The organism is Inquilinus limosus MP06 (assembly GCF_000767795.1).
GTDB classification, from domain to species: domain Bacteria; phylum Pseudomonadota; class Alphaproteobacteria; order DSM-16000; family Inquilinaceae; genus Inquilinus; species Inquilinus limosus_E.
Map to the genome: position 1 here is coordinate 1 of NZ_JANX01000001.1, position 16,256 is coordinate 16,256.

The following is a 16,256-nucleotide window of genomic DNA, read 5'->3' on the forward strand; positions in this document are numbered from 1 at the left end:
ATCGCGGCGCCGGTTCTTCGGCCCCTGCCGCCGCACCGGCCGCTGCGCCCCGGGCCGCCGCCCCGGGTGGGGCACAAAGCCGCAAGCTGCCGGTGACCGGCATCGGCTCGATCATCGCCGTCGCCTCGGGCAAAGGCGGCGTCGGCAAGTCGACCACCGCGGTCAACCTCGCCCTCGGCCTCGCGGCCAACGGCCTCAAGGTCGGGCTGCTCGACGCCGACATCTACGGCCCGTCGATGCCGCGGATGACCGGCATCACCGGCAAGCCCAGCTCGCCCGACGGCAAGAGCCTGGATCCGAAGGAGAATTACGGCCTGAAGGTGATGTCGATCGGCTTCCTGATCGACGAGGAGACGCCGATGATCTGGCGCGGCCCGATGGTGCAATCGGCGCTGTCGCAGATGCTGCGCGACGTCAACTGGGGCCAGCTCGACGTGCTGGTGGTCGACATGCCGCCGGGCACCGGCGACGCCCAGCTGACCATGGCGCAGCAGGTGCCGCTGGCCGGCGCCGTGATCGTGTCGACGCCGCAGGACATCGCCCTGCTGGATGCCCGCAAGGGCCTGAACATGTTCCGCAAGGTCGATGTCCCGGTGCTCGGGATTATCGAGAATATGAGCTATTTCTGCTGCCCGAACTGCGGCCACCGCACCGACATCTTCAGCCATGGCGGCGCGCGGGCCGAGGCGGAGAAGCTGGGCTGCGACTTCCTGGGCGAGATCCCGCTCGACATCGCCATCCGCGAGACCTCGGATTCCGGGCAGCCGATCGTGGTCTCGGCGCCGGACAGCGCGCATGCTGAGGCCTATCGCGGCATCGCCGCCCGGGTGTGGGACAAGCTGCGCTCCGGCGCCGGCCCGGCCGCCCCCCGGATCGTGATCGAGTGACCGGTCACGACGTCACCACCTCGCCACAAATCGATCCGATAACGAGCGCGATTGCGGCACCGGGAGAAGGCCCGGTGCCAGCCCTCGGAGTGGGAGAGTAATGCGACGTTTCTGCCGGATCGCGGTCCTCGCCGCGGCCGCTGCCGGGGTGCCGGCGGCGGCGTTGGCCCAGGCCTTGCCGGATTCGGTCGAGATCCAGAATCGGCGCAGCGCCGCGATCGAGGATCTGCGCGTCTCGCCCGATTTCGAGAGCTCCTGGGGCTACAACCGGCTGCGCGTCTCGCCGCTGGCGCCCGGCGCCTCCGCCCGGATTCCGACCGAGGACCTGCGCGGCGGCTGCTACTTCGACGTCAAGGTGCGCCAGAATGACGGCGCCGAGGCCGAATACTGGAGCCTCAACCTGTGCAGCCGCCCCGTGATCGACCTGGACTGATCGATCACGGGTGACCGGCTCCGGTTGACCGGGCGGCCGGTCAGGGCGTGCCGCCGGCCTGGTTCGCCTGGGTCCACAACGGCATCGGCGTGCCCGACGCCGACACGCGGACCGGCTTGGCCTGCCCCTCGAGGAAATCGCGAATCGCCCGGGCCGTCTCCGGTGTCGTCAGGGTCTCGTTGCCGAGCTTCGGCAGCACGTTCCGCCGGAAATCGACGAGGGCCTCCTGCTGCTGCCGCGTCGTCGGCAGGCCGTGCAGATCCTTCAGATACTGCTTCATCGCGTGGACGCCGCCCTCGGGGAACAGCACGCCCTGACCCTGCTCCGACCATGTCAGGAAGGTGTCGAGCCAGCCCGGGACCGGCAACTGCTTCACCGACCCGTCGGCCGCGGTATAGGTCTGGACGGTCGTCTCGCTCTTCCGCACCGCGCTGGAGACGCCGCGCGGCGTCTGCTTCGACACGCCGGGGGGGTCGATCTTGACCTGGCCGCGGAACTCCAGCGACAGGTCGAAGGGGATGATCCGCTGCAGCCAGGGGACGACCGTCTTCAGAGAGCTCAACGCGGTCTGCAGCTTGAACGACCCCGTGTATCGCGTCGCCTCCGCCACGAAGGAGGCGTTCGGGCCGGTGAACCGCCGGTACATGTTCAGCTTGGACGGCACCCCGCGCGCCAGCGGCGTCATGCCCTCGTCCCCGCTCAGCGATTTCGGCAGGATGCCCGTCACGGGATCCGGCAACCCGTTATTCGCTGCCTTCCGCGCCCGGTATGCGGCGTTGGAGACCGCCTGGTCGGGATTGGGCACGCTGTCCGGCAGGCCGGGAATGCTCCCGGTCGGGAAGCGGTCGTTGAAGATGAAGTCGGCATTGGCCGCATCGGGATGCCACGTGTATTCCCTGCCGGTCAGCAGGTCGACGTGCTGCTCGGCGTATTTGCCGGTGACGGCCGAAAGGCGCATGCCGCTCTTCCGGCCGGGCACGTAGGACACCGCACGGGCAGGGTCGATCTTCCCGTCCCCGACCAGGTCGTGAACGGTCGCGAGATCCGGCTCGGAGTCCAGCAGCAGCTGCCTGGTCGCGTCGTCCACCACGATGCGGGTCCGCATCGACACCCTCTCATAGGTGCCCCTCATGTTGTCCCAGGCCTGCTCGGAGACCTTGGTGCCCTTCGGGATGGTGATGGTGATGTTGTCCTCCGGCCGCCGCTCGCCGCCGACGCGCCAGATCTTGTTCAGCACCGGGATGAAATTGGTCCAGGCGCGAGGCCGCAGGCCGACCTTCTGCTCCTCCATCAGCTTGGTGAAGGTCATGTCCTGCGGCAGCGTGACGAAGGCGCCGAGGGGAGCGTCCTGACCGGCGACGGTGCCGAACAGGTCCATCTCGCCCGGGTGGAGCGTGACCCGCTGGGCGTCCGGCAGCATGCCGCTCCAGCTCAGCTCCATCACCGTGCCGGGCAGCACCTCGCCGTTCTCGTCCCGCGGCGCACCGACGTCGCGCACCTTCTGCACCGTCGGCATGAAATCGGCCTTCACCTCGGCGGGGTCGGTCCCGAGCACGAGGTCGTGGCCCTTCCCCACCACGGTCGACCCCTTGATCTGGAAGACCGTCTGGTCGGAGGCGGGCAGCAGCCCGGCCTCCTTCCCCGTGACGTTGCGGTATTCGCGCGGCCGCTGCGATACCGTCAGCTCCTTGCCCAGCGTCAGCCGCAGCGGCTTGGTCGACCCCATCACCAAGCTGTCGATGACGGACTGGCCCATCGCCCTGATGTTCATCTTGGTGCTGACGGCCCCGCCGAAGGACGCCAGGGTCGGCTGGCCGCCCTTCGGGGCGCCGTCGACCAGGCTGGTGACCGGATCCGGATTGCCGAGGATCCGGATCTGGGCACCCAGGCGGAACTCCGGGATCTTGCCCTGCCAGCCCCACAGGCTCGGGATCGTGTCCTTGCCCCGCATCCCGCCATTGGCCTGCAGCATGTCGCGCCGGTCGGCGACCCGCTGCATCATCTGCGGGTGCAGGGCGAGGTTCTGGGCGGTGCCCGGCACCGCCCCCATCGCCGCCGAGATCGCCTCGTCGCGGTTCATGTGACGGCCTTCGGTCAGCTGCGCCACCAGCTCGGCGCCGCCGAGATTGCTGACCATGTCGTTGCCGAACTGCGCGGTCACCCCGAGCCGCGAGAGCCGGGTCACGTCGCCCGCCGATGCCGTGGTCGCCTGCGACGCACCCTGCTGGGTCGCCCGCTGCGTCGCCTGGGTGGTTCCGGCCGAGGCCGAGCTGACCAGCCGCTGCACCGGGATGGCGCCCGAGACCGCGCCGGTGACGGGGGCCGTGGCCAGGTAGATGCCCTGAGCCTTGGCGGAGTGCAGCATCTGCTGCCCGCCCTCGGCGGTGAACAGCTTGTTGTCGAAGGCCAGCCGCGTGGCGTCGGTGGCGAGCTGGCCGGTGCCGTTCACCACCTGCCCGACGGTGCCCGCGGCCGATGTGGCCACGACCCGCGTGCCCAGCGCCGGCAGTGCCGTGCCGGCGAGGCGGGAGGTCACGGCAGCGCTGACCTTCAGGCCGGCGGTGGTCGCCCCGGCGGTGCTGATCGACGACACCGCGTCGATCGCGGTGTCCTTCAGCACCGCCTTGGTATGGTCCCAGCTGACGCCCCAGCCGTCGCCCTTGTCGCCGTCGAGGTTGACCGCGTCCATGCCGAAGCCGATCAGCGAGGTGTGGCCGTCGGCATACATGTCCTTGCCCTGAACCACGGCGCTGACGTCGCCGACGGTGTCGATCAGCTGATAGGTGCCGAATCCCGCGGCGAAGCCGGCCACGACGTTGCCGCCGGTCGCCGCCGTGGTGATGATGCCGACGGTCGTCGCGGCGACGACCCGGCCGACCTCGCCGATCGTATCCCAGGTCTTGTCGCTGTCCTCCATGTCCTTGGCATGGTCCTGGAACTCCTGGTCGAAGTTGCCGAGGACGGCGGTCAGCTTCTGCTGGTACTGCGCGTCCGGCAGTCCGGTGTCGTTGGCCTTCAGCTCCTTCACGTCGTCGAGCTTGTCCTGGAGGAAGTCCTCGAACTTCTCGCCCGCGCTCTTGCCCGGCGTGATCCAGCCCCAGCCCTTGCGGACGAAGCTCTGGTCATCGAGCTTGTGCTTGACCTGATCGAGATTGCCCTGCAGCGCGCTGATCGTCTGGTCGAGCGCCTTGTCCCGCGACTGCTTCTGCACCTCGCCATCGACCTGGGTCAGCGCCTGCTGCGTCTCCTGCGACAGCCGGTCGGTGCCGACGGCCCAGCTGTTGAGCGCCTGCAGCTTCGCCTGCTGGTCGGCGGTGAGGTCGAGCTTGCCGTCGGCATCGAGATGGACGGTCTGGCGCAGCTCGCCGGCGATCGCCGACTGCACCGCATCCCAGTTGCGCTGGCTGTCGGCCGAATTCGGGTCGTGCTCGCGGTCATAGGCGAGCGCCGTGTCGATCACCGATTCCGTCTGGGCGCTGACCGGCGACGGCCCCTGCTGGAAATAGATCTCGCCGGGATAGATGGTGTTCGGGTCCTGGAACTGGCCGTTGTTGGCGACGCCGTCGGGCCCGACAAGACGCTCGAGCGCGTCGCCGGGGCGCACCTCGCCCGCCGTCTCATAGCCATGCGATTCGGGCGGGCGCCCCTCCGCCGCGGCGCGGGCGGCCAGGGCCCGGCGGACGGCCGCCTGGAAGTCGGGATCGGTGCCGGGCCGGACCGGATTGACCGGACGTGAGTTGCGCTCGATCGGCTTCAGCATGACGTCCCGCCGCCCTTCGTTGACCGGTCGGTAAACCTAGGGACATTGCGTGACGGCGTTATTTCATTTGTATGACAAAGAGGACGGAGCGCTGTTTATGAGATTTTATTCCCACAACTCCTAAACGATTGAGATCTTCACTGAACCGTCATCTTTCCGGAGAGGTCTGTCGCCTATGGTGCCGCCCCCGGATGGAAAGGACGGAGGCCGGAATGGCGATCGAGGTCGACAAGGACGGACGCATGGTCAAGGTCGAGAACGGCGTCACGACCTATGTGCCTACCGCCGACCAGGCGCAGTGGGCGGCCGCCGTCAAGCAGGCCATGCAGCGGAACGGCATCACCGACGCGTCGAACCTGCGGTTCATGGTCGCCGAGAAGGGCGATTCGCAGTGGTCGATGGCGCAGCAGATCGGCAGCCCCTGGGGCGAGATGGTCGACTTCAACCGCTTCAAGGACGACGACCTGATCGACATCGGCGAGGTCGTGGTCGCGCCGGCGCCCACTCCCGAAGCCGCTGCGGCCCTGGGCCCCAAGGGCCGGGACGCCTTCGCCCAGAGCATCGAATCCCGTTCCAACGAGGCCGCAAATGCCGATTCCGGCACCGCCGGCCAGAAATGGGACGCGGTCAACGGCGATATCAAGACCTATCTGAACTCGCTTTCGGGCGACGACTTCATCCAGGGCGCCTTCGACCTGATCGGCTACAAGGATTTCACCGAGGACACGGCCTATACGCGCACCCTGGTGATCGACAACGTCCTCGGCTCCCTGGGCAACGACAAGGGGGCGCAGCAGCAGATGGTCGATCAGCTGCTCGCCCAGAAATGGCCCGACAACGCCGACGCCATCAAGAACGACGTCACCAAGGCCGCGCAGGAGCGCGGATTGAAAGTGGGTTGATTCCGCCGGCCAGGCGGCCAGGGAGCGTAGCCCGGGCCGGCCGAAGTGACCCGGCGACCTGGCTGGGCGCCGCCCGTTGCTCCCGCTCCGGCCGGATCAGGCCTCCCGGCCCAGCACCGCCATCAGCTCTCGCCATTCGCGCGGGCTGAGGCCGCTGTCCGGCTGGGCCACCGCCTCGCCCGCCAGCATGCGGCGCAGCACGGTGAGGCCGGGCGCCGAGATCGTCGCGGCGTTCATGCGGTAGTCGCGGAACGCCCGGGCCGCCAGCGGCACCCAGCGTTCCATCGACTCCACCATTACATCGGCATAGGCCCGGATCTCGTACTGCGCATGGGCATCGGCCCGCAGCCTCAGGAAATTCATGAGGTTGTGCAGGTCGGTCTTCCAGTACCACTGGGTGTAGGTGTTGAGCGTCAGGTTCATCCGCGCCAGCTCGCGCGCCAGGCCCTGGCGAGAAGGGTCGACCGGCCCGGCGCCGTCGATCTCCTCGTTCAGCATCCAGGCATAGTCGCGCCAGCAGCGTCCGGCATCCTCGCGCAGCAGGTCGAGGACCCGCGACGCCTCCTCGCCCTCCAGCACCGCGTCGCGGCCCTGGCGGTTCTTGCTCGACTGGGCCGCCAGATGCTCCGGCGCCGGCAGGTAGAACTCCCGGTCGAGGATCGAGTAGCGGGCGGAGTACTCGTTCACATTGGCGGTGCGGTGCCGGATCCACTGCCGGGCCACGAAGATCGGCAGCTTCACGTGGTACTTGATCTCGCACATCTCGAAGGGCGTGGTGTGCCAGTGCCGCATCAGGTAGCGGATCAGCCCCTCATCTTCCGACACCTTCTTGGTGCCGCGGCCGTAGGAGACCCGGGCCGCCTGCACCACCGCCGAGTCGTCGCCCATGTAGTCGATCACCCGCACGAAGCCGTGGTCGAGCACGGGCAGCGGCTCGAACAGGATCTCCTCCAGCGCCGGCACCGTGGCGCGGCGGGTGGTGAAGGTGGCGGAGCGGATCTGGTCCAGCTCGGCGCGCTGGTCGGCGGTGATCGTCATGAGGCCAGGTTTCTGTCGGAGAATCTCCAGATAGTGTAGCCCCGACCGGTTCCGGGACCAAGGGTTGGTATGGCCAACGGCTGGGTTTACGGCTACCAACGCCGCAAGCTTTTAAGACAATTGCGTCGTGGAACAGCCATCTTTCCCTGCTAAGTTCATGCTTCCGCATTTCCATTGCAGGATATTTCGTCATGCCGGCTCCGACAGATCCGCTTTATGCCCAGCAGTGGCATCTGACCGGCCCGTGGGGCATCCATCTCGGCAATATCTGGGACGAGTACACCGGCGCCGGCGTCGTCGTCGCGGTGCACGACCAGGGCATCGACTTCAGCCATTCCGACCTGAACGACAACATCGACAGCGCCCACAGCTTCAACGCCTCGACCGGCGGCTCCGGCGGCGCGCCGGTGACGGCCGACGACAACCACGGCACCGCCGTGGCCGGCATCATCGCCGCCGAGCGCAACGGCACGGGCGTGGTCGGCGTCGCCTATGGCGCGACGCTGCAGTCCTACTACGACCCGCTGTTCTTCAGTACGCTGCAGACCGCGGTGGTGAACGCGCGCAACTATGCCGCGACCCATGCCGACGTGCTCAACAACAGCTGGGGCTTCGGCAATACCTTCTTCGACGACCCCAACTCGGCCTTCCTCGACAACTTCGCCGAGTCCGGCTGGGCCGCGGCCCGGGCGGCCACCCTCAACGCGGCGGCCAACGGGCGCGGCGGGCTGGGCACGATCATCGTCCAGGCCGCCGGCAACACCTATGCCTACGGCGACGACACCAACCTGCACAGCTTCCAGAACAATCGCTGGACCATCACCGTCGGCGCCACCAACCAGGACGGCACTATCTCCGACTACTCGACGCCGGGCGCCTCGATCCTGATCGGCGCGCCGGGCAGCCCGAGCGCCGGCACCATCGTGACCACCGACCGGGTCGGCGGCAGCGGCTATGCCGCGGGGGACTACACCACCAGCTTCAACGGCACCTCGGCCGCGACGCCGATGGTGTCCGGCGTCGTCGCCCTGATGCTCGAGGCCAACCCGCATCTCGGCTGGCGCGACGTGCAGGAGATCCTGGCCTACACCGCCCGCTCCGCCGCTTCGGGCGCGACCACCGACCAGACCAACGGCGCGACCAACTGGAACGGCGGCGGGCTGACGGTCAATCACGACATCGGCTTCGGCCTGGTCGACGCCCATGCCGCGGTGCGCCTGGCCGAGAGCTGGGGCGGTTCGGCCCGCACCAGCGCCAACGAGACCAGCGTCTCCGCTTCCGGCTCGCCCGGCCTCGCCATTCCCGATGGCAATGCGACCGGCGTGACCACCAGCCTGACAATCGCCACCGGGATCGAGATCGACCGGGTCGAGGTGACGCTGAACCTCAGCCACACCTGGATCGGCGACCTGCAGATCGTCCTGACCTCGCCGGACGGCACCGACAGCGTCCTCGTCAACCGGCCGGGGCTGAGCGAGACCGCCGTCGACGGATCGAGTCAGGACAACATCGCCTTCACCTTCAGCACCGTGCAGGATTGGGGCGAATCCGGCCAAGGCGTATGGTCGCTGACGCTGCGCGACCTGGTCAGCGGCGATGTCGGGGTGCTGAACTCCTGGAGCCTGCGCCTCTACGGCGATGCCGCCAGCGCCAACGACACCTATGTCTATACCGACGAGTTCACCACCGTCGGCGCCGACGCCGCACGCCGCACCCTGGCCGATGCCGGCGGAGTGGACACGATCAACGGGGCGGCGCTGACCGGCAACGCCGTGATCGATCTCCTCGCCGGGACCGCCACCATCGCCGGCCGCGCCATCGCCTTCGCCGCCGGCACGGCGATCGAGAATGCGATCACGGGCGACGGCAACGACCAGCTCACCGGCGGCGCCGGCGTCAACCACCTGACCGGCGGCCGCGGCGACGACGTGCTTCGTGGCGGCGCCGGCGCCGATGTGCTGGACGGCGGCATCGGCAAGGACCTGGTCAGCTACTATTACAGCGCGATCGGCGTCACGGTCAGCCTGGCCGGCGGCGCCGGCAGCGGCGGCGACGCCCAGGGCGACACCTATTCCGGCATCGAGAACATCAACGGCTCGATGGGCGCCGACTCCCTGACCGGCAACGGCGGCGCCAACACCCTGAACGGCCTCGCCGGCGATGACATCCTGCGTGGCGGCGCCGGGGGCGACGTGCTGCAAGGCGATGTCGGCAGCGACACCGCCAGCTATTACTCCAGCTCGATCGGCATTGTCGCCAACCTCGCCACCGGCACGGGCAGCGGCGGCGACGCCCAGGGCGATACCTATTCCGGCATCGAGAATCTCAATGGCTCGAAGGGCGCCGACACCCTGATCGGCAACAGCGGCGTCAATATCCTGAACGGCCTCGGGGGCAAGGATGTGCTGACCGGCGGCGCCGGCGCCGACCGGTTTGTGTTCTCGATTCCGGGGGACAGCGTGGTCGGCGCCAGTTCCGACCGGATCACCGATTTCAGCCACGCCCAGGGCGACCGGATCGACCTGTCGCCGATCGACGCCGCCAGCACCGTCGCCGGCAGCCAGGCCTTCAGCTTCATCGGTGTCAGCCTCTATACCCATCACGCTGGCGAGCTGCGCTTCGCCCAGTTCGACGGCGAGACCATCATCGGCGGCGACATCAACGGCGACGGCATCACGGACTTCCACGTCCGCCTGACCGGCACGATCGCGCTGGTCGCCGCCGATTTCGTTCTGTGACGGGCCGATGACGGTTTCGACCCTTCCATCCGCGCCGCCGAGCCCCTATCTTAGGAGTGTCGGGCAACCGACTATGACGATAAACGCCTTTTGGAATAGACGCTGCGGACCCGGGGGCGGTACCCGGCGCCTCCACCAAATCTCCGGTCGTGGACGGAGCGCGGGGGCGAAATAGGATCGACGCGTGTAGTAAAGGGAAGGTTTTCGTCCGGCATGGTTCCGCCGTTATCGGGCCATAGCAATAGTTGCCAACGACAACTTTGCTGAGGTTCGCGCGGCTGCGTAAGCAGCTAAGCGTCCTCTCTCAATCCCTCGGCGGTTAGCCCCGTCGAGGTGGGGTCAGGGGCACCCAGCAACAGAACGCCCCGCTTCCTCCCCCTTGGAATGTCGGACTTGGGCGGCCGGGCGCCGCGTGTCTCCCTTTTCAACCCGCCGGCCCCGGTCTAGTGTGATCGGATGGACGACGAACTCCGATACGACCGCATGGTCGAATCCGCCCTGCGGGGCGTGGTCAGGGAAGCCTTGGCCCAGGTGGCCGAGAAGGGGCTGCCGGGTGACCACCACTTCTACCTGACCTTCGTGACCAATCATCGAGGGGTCACGATTCCGGACTATCTGCGGCAGAAATACCCGCAGGAGATGACGATCGTCCTGCAGCACCAGTTCTTCGGGCTGGAGGTGTGCGAGGACCGCTTCTCGGTCTCGCTCAGCTTCTCCAGCAAGACCGAGCGCCTGGTGATTCCGCTGGCCGCGATCACCACCTTCGCCGACCCGTCGGTCAACTTCGCCCTGCAGTTCCAGTCCGCGAAGGAGGGGGTGGAAGAGGAAGACGACGCCGCCGAGGCGGCGGAGGAACCGGCCGAAGCCGACGCCAAGATCGCGGCCGAGGCCGCACCGGCCGATGGCGCCAAGGTCGTGGCGCTGGACGCGTTCCGCAAGAAGTAGCCGCGATACCCGGCAAACCTCGATGCCCGGTCTTGACTCACTGCCGTCCGGTCAAGCCGTCGAGGCTGTGGATGGAGGCCCTGTTCTCACCTTTTGTTGTCATTGCCGGGCTTGACCCGGCAACCCAGGGGCCACCAAGAACCGCTCTGGCCACCCCTGGATCCTCGGGCCAAGCCCGAGGATGACAATAAAGATCCGCGCGCTTCGATTGCGATTCTGTCTGAACCGTACAGCCGTGGTCCTGACCCGGGTATCCAGGAATTCCCGATGCTGCTCGGTGGGGCCTGAATCGCCGGGTCAAGCCGGTGATACAAGCCGTCCCGGACCTATCCGGCCGTCGCCCCGCGCCCCTCGCGCAGCCGGGCGGCCAGCCGGAACGGCGCCTCGGCCAGGTCGCCCAGCCGCTTCAGCCCGGAGATCTGGCGGCCGAAGGCCAGCACCTCGCCGATACGGCGCTCGAGGAAGGCTTGCGTCGCCTCCTGCCCCTCCGACCGGTCGTCGAGCCAGACCAGCAGGGTCGAGGCGTAGACCCCGGCCAGCAGCCCTCGCTTGGTGTAGTAGTTGATGTCGGTCGACCGGTCGCCTGCCGCCCGCCACATCGCGTCGACGGTGCGGTGCAGCTGCTGCAGCCCGCGCCGCGACAGCGGCCGCAGCGCCCGCCGCGACAGGTCGCGCCGGACCGCGTCGCGGTAGGGCGCCAGCAGGCCCAGCCGCACGGTCACCGCCCGCGCGATCTTCTCGCGCACCCGCAGCCCGTCGAAAGCCTCGCCCTCCTCCGCCAACCGATCGAGCATCGCCCGATCGGCCCAGTCGTGGAGATGGTCCGCCAGCGCCGCGATTCCGCCGGGGAACAGGATGGCCGCCTCGTCGAGGCCGAATCCGGCATCCTCGGCGCCGAGCCGCAGGGCCTGCCGGGTCCAGCCGTCGAAGGCGACATGCGGCAGGACTGCCAGCAGCAGCGCGTCGCGCTCGCCCGCCAGGTCACCAGGGGTTCGATCGTTCGGTGTCGGGTCGGTCATGATGCGTCCCTTCAGGCTCGGTCGGCGAGATGGCGGGCCTCGGCGTCGAGCGCCAGGTCGGCCAGGTCGCGCAGCCGGTCGAGATACAGCACGCCGTCGAGATGGTCGACCTCGTGCTGCACCACGCGGGCGTGCAGCCCCTCGGCCTCGCGCTCGATCACCTCGCCATCGAGGCCGAGGCCGCGATAAGCGATCCGGCGCCAGCGCGGCACCAGGCCGCGGAAGCCCGGGATCGACAGGCAGCCTTCGAGCCCCAGCGCTGTGTCGTCGCCCAGTGGCACGATCTCCGGATTGATCAGCACGGTGGGGCCCTCTGGCGCCGGCGGTTCGCCCTCCTCCTGCCGGCCGGGCGGCACCTCGAACACGATCAGCCGCAGTGGCCGATAGACCTGTGGCGCGGCGAGGCCGATGCCCGGCGCGTCCCGCATCGTCTCGATCATGTCGGCGGCCAGCCGTGCGATCTCCGGGTCGAGCGGGTCCGTCACCGGCTCGGCGATATGGCGCAGCACAGGGTGCCCCATGCCGGTGATCTTCAACAGAGTCAAAGCCTTGTCTCCTGGCAAAACGGCCGGCCCTGAATTACCCCGGCTTGGCAAGAAAAAAGTGACATGATACAAGACACACCCTGACAAACCCCTGTGCCGGCAATCGTTCCGGCGGTGAAAGGAGCTTTGACCGAACGTGCAGGTCCATGTCCGCGACAACAACGTCGATCAGGCGCTGCGGGCGCTGAAGAAGAAGATGCAGCGCGAGGGCATCTTCCGGGAGATGAAGCTTCGTCGCAACTATGAGAAGCCGTCGGAGAAGCGGGCCCGCGAGCAGGCCGAGGCCGTGCGCCGTGCCCGCAAGATGCTGCGCAAGCGGCTCGAGCGCGAAGGCTTCTGACGACGCCCGTCCGCGGCCCGCCGCGGATGACTGACCGGATAACCGCCGGAGGCCCCGCCTCGCGGCGGTTTTGTCGTTCCGTGCCATGGCAGGGCGGCCCCGGCACCGACGAGTGATGTCATTCCCCGCACGGCTGATGTAGGAATCGGGTAAGGCGCCGCCCGCAGGGCGGCCGCCGGCAACGAAACCCGGGGGAAACATGCTCATCGGCGTGCCGAAGGAAATCAAAACCCACGAGTACCGTGTCGGCCTGACCCCGAGCTCCGTCCGCGAGCTGGTCCATCACGGTCACAGCGTCATCGTCCAGACCAATGCCGGCGCCGGGATCGATTTCGGCGACGACCGCTACCGCGCGGCGGGGGCGGAGATTGTGGCCTCCGCCCAGGAGATCTTCGACCGCGCCGAGATGGTGGTGAAGGTCAAGGAGCCGCAGCCCGACGAGTGCCGCATGCTGCGCCGCGGCCAGGTGCTGTTCACCTATCTGCATCTCGCACCCGATCCGCGCCAGACCGAGCTGCTGATGAAGTCCGGCGCCGTCGCCATCGCCTATGAGACGGTGACCGACGCCCGCGGCGGCCTGCCGCTGCTGGCCCCGATGAGCGAGGTCGCCGGCCGGATGTCGATCCAGTGCGGCGCCCATTGCCTGGAGAAGATCCAGGGCGGCCGCGGCATGCTGCTGGGCGGCGTGCCCGGCGTGCCGGCGGCCAAGGTCGTCGTCCTCGGCGGCGGCGTGGTCGGCACCAACGCGGCGCGCATGGCGATGGGCCTCGAGGCCCATGTCACGGTAATCGACAAGTCGCTGCAGCGGCTGAAGGAGCTGGACCTGCAGTTCGGCGCCGAGCTGAACACCATCTACTCGACCGTCGACGCGATCGAGGAGCATGTCACCGGCGCCGACCTGGTGATCGGGGCGGTGCTGGTGCCGGGCGCCGCGGCGCCGCGGTTGGTGACTCGCGCGATGATCGCGAAGATGAAGCCCGGCTCGGTGGTGGTCGATGTCGCCATCGACCAGGGCGGCTGCTTCGAGACGTCGAAGCCGACCACCCATGACAACCCGACCTATGTGGTCGACGGCGTGGTGCATTACTGCGTCGCCAACATGCCGGGCGGCGTGGCGCGGACCTCGACCTTCGCGCTGAACAACGCCACCCTGCCCTTCGCCCTGGCGCTGGCCGACAAGGGCTACCGCCGCGCCTGCCTGGACGACCCGCATCTGCGCGAGGGGCTGAACGTGCATTCCGGCCAGGTCACCAACAAGCCGGTGGCCGAGGCGCTGGGCCTGAACTACGTGCCGACCGAGGTGGTGCTGCGAGCGGCCTGAGCCGGCGCCATGCATGAACCAGGGCCGCCGGAGCGATCCGGCGGCCTCTTCTTTTCACCAGTTCGCCAGCGACTCCCGCAGGATCCGCTCCAGATCGGCCGGCCCGACCGGCTTGGGCGCGCCGACCAGCAGCCGCTGCTGCTTCAACGCCCCCTCGACCAGGGCCGGGATGTCGGCCTCGCCATAGCCCAGCGCGGCGATGCCGCTGGGCGCCCCGACCTCCCGCATCAGCGCGATCAGCGCTTTGGGCAGGCTGTCCGGCCCAGGATCCTCGACCCGACGGCCGGCCAGCAGTTCCGCCGCCCGGATGTGCTTCTCCGGCGCCGAATCGAAGGTGAAGCGGAACGCCGCCGGCGAGGTCACGATCACCGAATAGCCATGCGGCACGAAGGCGTGGTCGCGGCTGTAGCCCTCGGCGTGGAACACATGCTTCAGCCCGGCGATCGGATAGGCGCAGGCGTGCGGGATGTGGACCCCGGCGGTGCCGAAGCCGATCCCGGCCATGGTCGCGCCCAGCATCATCGTGCCGCGCGCCTCCAGGTCATCGCCGCTGGCCACCGCCCGGGTCAGATAGCGGCCGCCGAACTCGATCGCCCGCAGCGACCACAGGTCGGCCACCGGGTTGCTGCCCTGGTAGGGCGGCCGGTCGTCCGGCGTGGCCGGGCGCGGCCGCGCATCGAAGGGCTTGGAGATGTAGGATTCGACCGCGTGGCAGACGACGTCGAGCCCGGCCGAGGCGGTGACGCCGGCCGGGGTGGTGCGCGCCAGCTCCGGGTCCACCAGCGCCAGGCTGGGGCGGATGTACCGGTGCGAGATGCCGGTCTTCAGCTTGAGGTCGGGGATGTCGAGGATGGCGACCGTCGTCGCCTCCGACCCCGAGCCCGAGGTGGTCGGCACCGCCACCAGCGGGAACAGCGGTCCCGGCGGCTTGCGCCCGCCGCCGATCGGCGCGTTGACATAGTCCATGATCGCGCCGCCATGGCGCTTGATCAGGTTGGCGACCTTGGCGGTGTCGATGGTCGACCCGCCGCCCAGCGCGACGAAGCCGTCGACCTCCGCCGCCAGCGCGACCTCGGCCGCCAGTTCCAGCGACTCCAGGGTCGGCTCGACCGCGATGCGCTCGAACCGGGTCACGCCGATGCCGGCGCGCTGGATGATGCCGATCACCCGATCGACCAGCTTGAAGTCGTGCAGCGCCGGGTCGGCGACGAGCAGGACGCGGGAGACGCCGAGGCGCTTCAGCTCCCACCCCAGCTCCTCGACCGCGCCGGCGCCGAACTTCAGCGGCGCCGCCTCGATGGTGAAGATGCTTTCGAGGGATTCGGTCACGCCCGCCTCACACCCGCTGCAGCGCCTGGTAGATCAGCTCGAAGAAGCCGTCGGCGTCGATGTCGCGCAGCACGTGGCAGTTCTTCGGCTTCTTGTCCGGGCGGTTCCATTTCGCGGCCATGTCCCACCAGTCGACCACCGTCATGCCCAGCGTGTGCTCGCCCGCCAGCTCGACCGCCACATGGCAGTCGCGGCCGCCGAACAGCTCCGGCCGCAGCAGATAGGCGATGACGCAGGGGTCGTGCAGCGGACCGCCGGCGGTGCCGTAGCGCTCCATGTCGAAGCGCTCGTAGAAATCCAGCATGCCGTGGACGCTCTTGGCCACCGGCGTGCCCAGCGCCGCCACCTTGTCCAGCCAGGCGCGGGAGATCAGCGCCTTGTGGGTGACGTCCAGCGGCACCATGGTCAGCTTGATGCCGCTGGTCAGCACCACATGCGCGGCGTGCGGGTCGACATAGATGTTGAACTCGGCCGCCGGGGTGGTGTTGCCGCCCTCGAAGAAGCCGCCGCCCATGAACACGATCTCGCGGATGCGCGGCGCGATCTTCGGCTCGCGCACCAGCGCCGCGGCGATGTTGGTCAGCGGCCCCAACGGGCACAGCGTATAGGTGCCCTCCGGCGCCGCCATGATCGTGTCGACGATCCAGTCGACCGCATGGCCGGGGACCGGCCTGGTCGTGGGGTCCGGCAGGCCGGAGCCGTCGAGCCCGGTCTTGCCGTGCACCGCCTCGGCGGTAACCAGCGGGCGCACCAGGGGGCGGATCGATCCCTGGACCACCGGGATGTCGCTGCGCCCGGCCAGCTCGCACAGCTTCAGCGCATTGGCGGTGGTCAGGTGCAGCGGCACGTTGCCGGCGACGGTGGTCAGGCCGGCGATCTCCAGCTCCGGCGAGCCCATCGCCAGCAGGATGGCGATGGCGTCGTCCTGGCCCGGATCGGTGTCGATGATGATGCGCCTGGTCTCCGCCATCGCGGCCTCCCCTTCGGAACTCTCTCGGG

General features: G+C 68.7%; 13 protein-coding genes and 1 other RNA gene. 8 read left to right on the top strand and 6 right to left on the bottom strand.

The window, feature by feature from the left end:
- Positions 1-86 precede the first annotated feature (86 nt).
- Positions 87-887 carry an iron-sulfur cluster carrier protein ApbC gene (gene apbC / locus P409_RS00005; protein WP_193366466.1) on the top strand — a complete coding sequence of 267 codons (801 nt, stop codon included), beginning with the start codon at positions 87-89 and terminating at the stop codon, positions 885-887.
- Positions 888-987: 100 nt separating this feature from the next.
- The gene (locus P409_RS00010) at positions 988-1,320 is read left to right on the top strand and encodes a hypothetical protein (RefSeq protein WP_034830326.1); all 333 of its coding nucleotides are present in this window, start codon (positions 988-990) and stop codon (positions 1,318-1,320) included.
- Positions 1,321-1,360: 40 nt separating this feature from the next.
- Here P409_RS00010 and P409_RS00015 read toward each other — a convergent pair whose 3' ends face one another.
- The gene (locus P409_RS00015; RefSeq protein WP_034830329.1) at positions 1,361-5,080 is read right to left on the bottom strand and encodes a hypothetical protein; all 3,720 of its coding nucleotides are present in this window, start codon (positions 5,078-5,080) and stop codon (positions 1,361-1,363) included.
- 212 nt (positions 5,081-5,292) lie between these two features.
- Here P409_RS00015 and P409_RS00020 point away from each other — a divergent pair, with 212 nt between their 5' ends.
- Complete coding sequence (locus tag P409_RS00020) at positions 5,293-5,982, top strand: LysM peptidoglycan-binding domain-containing protein (RefSeq protein ID WP_034830331.1); 690 nt, start codon at positions 5,293-5,295, stop codon at positions 5,980-5,982.
- 96 nt (positions 5,983-6,078) lie between these two features.
- Here the strand turns inward: P409_RS00020 and thyX are convergent, their stop codons facing one another.
- Positions 6,079-7,020 carry an FAD-dependent thymidylate synthase gene (thyX, locus tag P409_RS00025; RefSeq protein ID WP_034830333.1) on the bottom strand — a complete coding sequence of 314 codons (942 nt, stop codon included), beginning with the start codon at positions 7,018-7,020 and terminating at the stop codon, positions 6,079-6,081.
- A 191-nt stretch (positions 7,021-7,211) separates the two neighbouring features.
- Here thyX and P409_RS00030 point away from each other — a divergent pair, with 191 nt between their 5' ends.
- The 3 genes from P409_RS00030 to P409_RS00035 all read left to right on the top strand — a co-directional run bounded on the left by P409_RS00030 (position 7,212) and on the right by P409_RS00035 (position 10,703).
- The gene (locus tag P409_RS00030; protein ID WP_052119841.1) at positions 7,212-9,758 is read left to right on the top strand and encodes a S8 family serine peptidase; all 2,547 of its coding nucleotides are present in this window, start codon (positions 7,212-7,214) and stop codon (positions 9,756-9,758) included.
- Between the two features lie 19 nt (positions 9,759-9,777).
- Positions 9,778-10,128, top strand: a transfer-messenger RNA (tmRNA) gene (gene ssrA / locus P409_RS36755).
- Positions 10,129-10,241: 113 nt separating this feature from the next.
- Entirely contained in the window at positions 10,242-10,703 is a 462-nt protein-coding gene (locus P409_RS00035) for an SspB family protein (RefSeq protein ID WP_238578558.1), read from the top strand.
- 326 nt (positions 10,704-11,029) lie between these two features.
- On the opposite strand, the gene P409_RS00040 is transcribed toward P409_RS00035, so the two are convergent.
- Both P409_RS00040 and def read right to left on the bottom strand, forming a co-directional pair.
- Positions 11,030-11,722 carry a COQ9 family protein gene (locus tag P409_RS00040; RefSeq protein WP_052119842.1) on the bottom strand — a complete coding sequence of 231 codons (693 nt, stop codon included), beginning with the start codon at positions 11,720-11,722 and terminating at the stop codon, positions 11,030-11,032.
- An 11-nt stretch (positions 11,723-11,733) separates the two neighbouring features.
- Positions 11,734-12,267, bottom strand: coding sequence for a peptide deformylase (gene def / locus P409_RS00045; protein ID WP_034830335.1), 534 nt, complete (start codon positions 12,265-12,267; stop codon positions 11,734-11,736).
- A gap of 136 nt (positions 12,268-12,403) precedes the next feature.
- Between def and rpsU the strand changes: the two genes are divergently transcribed.
- Together rpsU and ald are read left to right on the top strand one after the other, a co-directional pair.
- Positions 12,404-12,607 carry a 30S ribosomal protein S21 gene (gene rpsU, locus P409_RS00050; RefSeq protein ID WP_026873525.1) on the top strand — a complete coding sequence of 68 codons (204 nt, stop codon included), beginning with the start codon at positions 12,404-12,406 and terminating at the stop codon, positions 12,605-12,607.
- A gap of 199 nt (positions 12,608-12,806) precedes the next feature.
- Positions 12,807-13,928 carry an alanine dehydrogenase gene (ald, locus tag P409_RS00055; RefSeq protein WP_034830339.1) on the top strand — a complete coding sequence of 374 codons (1,122 nt, stop codon included), beginning with the start codon at positions 12,807-12,809 and terminating at the stop codon, positions 13,926-13,928.
- Positions 13,929-13,982: 54 nt separating this feature from the next.
- Here ald and P409_RS00060 read toward each other — a convergent pair whose 3' ends face one another.
- Positions 13,983-15,257 carry a hydroxyacid-oxoacid transhydrogenase gene (locus P409_RS00060; RefSeq protein ID WP_034830343.1) on the bottom strand — a complete coding sequence of 425 codons (1,275 nt, stop codon included), beginning with the start codon at positions 15,255-15,257 and terminating at the stop codon, positions 13,983-13,985.
- A 7-nt stretch (positions 15,258-15,264) separates the two neighbouring features.
- Positions 15,265-16,227 (bottom strand): nucleoside hydrolase, encoded by a 963-nt coding sequence (locus tag P409_RS00065; protein ID WP_034830348.1) that lies wholly within the window; start codon positions 16,225-16,227, stop codon positions 15,265-15,267.
- Between the last annotated feature and the right edge of the window lie 29 nt (positions 16,228-16,256).

What these genes read in the sequence shown, in the direction of transcription:
- P409_RS00010 (WP_034830326.1), top strand. Translation starts at nt 988, where the DNA reads ATGCGACGTTTCTGCCGGATCGCGGTCCTCGCCGCGGCCGCTGCCGGG.
- P409_RS00015 (WP_034830329.1), bottom strand. Translation starts at nt 5,080, where the DNA reads ATGCTGAAGCCGATCGAGCGCAACTCACGTCCGGTCAATCCGGTCCGG.
- P409_RS00020 (WP_034830331.1), top strand. Translation starts at nt 5,293, where the DNA reads ATGGCGATCGAGGTCGACAAGGACGGACGCATGGTCAAGGTCGAGAAC.
- thyX (WP_034830333.1), bottom strand. Translation starts at nt 7,020, where the DNA reads ATGACGATCACCGCCGACCAGCGCGCCGAGCTGGACCAGATCCGCTCC.
- P409_RS00030 (WP_052119841.1), top strand. Translation starts at nt 7,212, where the DNA reads ATGCCGGCTCCGACAGATCCGCTTTATGCCCAGCAGTGGCATCTGACC.
- P409_RS00035 (WP_238578558.1), top strand. Translation starts at nt 10,242, where the DNA reads ATGGTCGAATCCGCCCTGCGGGGCGTGGTCAGGGAAGCCTTGGCCCAG.
- P409_RS00040 (WP_052119842.1), bottom strand. Translation starts at nt 11,722, where the DNA reads ATGACCGACCCGACACCGAACGATCGAACCCCTGGTGACCTGGCGGGC.
- ald (WP_034830339.1), top strand. Translation starts at nt 12,807, where the DNA reads ATGCTCATCGGCGTGCCGAAGGAAATCAAAACCCACGAGTACCGTGTC.
- P409_RS00065 (WP_034830348.1), bottom strand. Translation starts at nt 16,227, where the DNA reads ATGGCGGAGACCAGGCGCATCATCATCGACACCGATCCGGGCCAGGAC.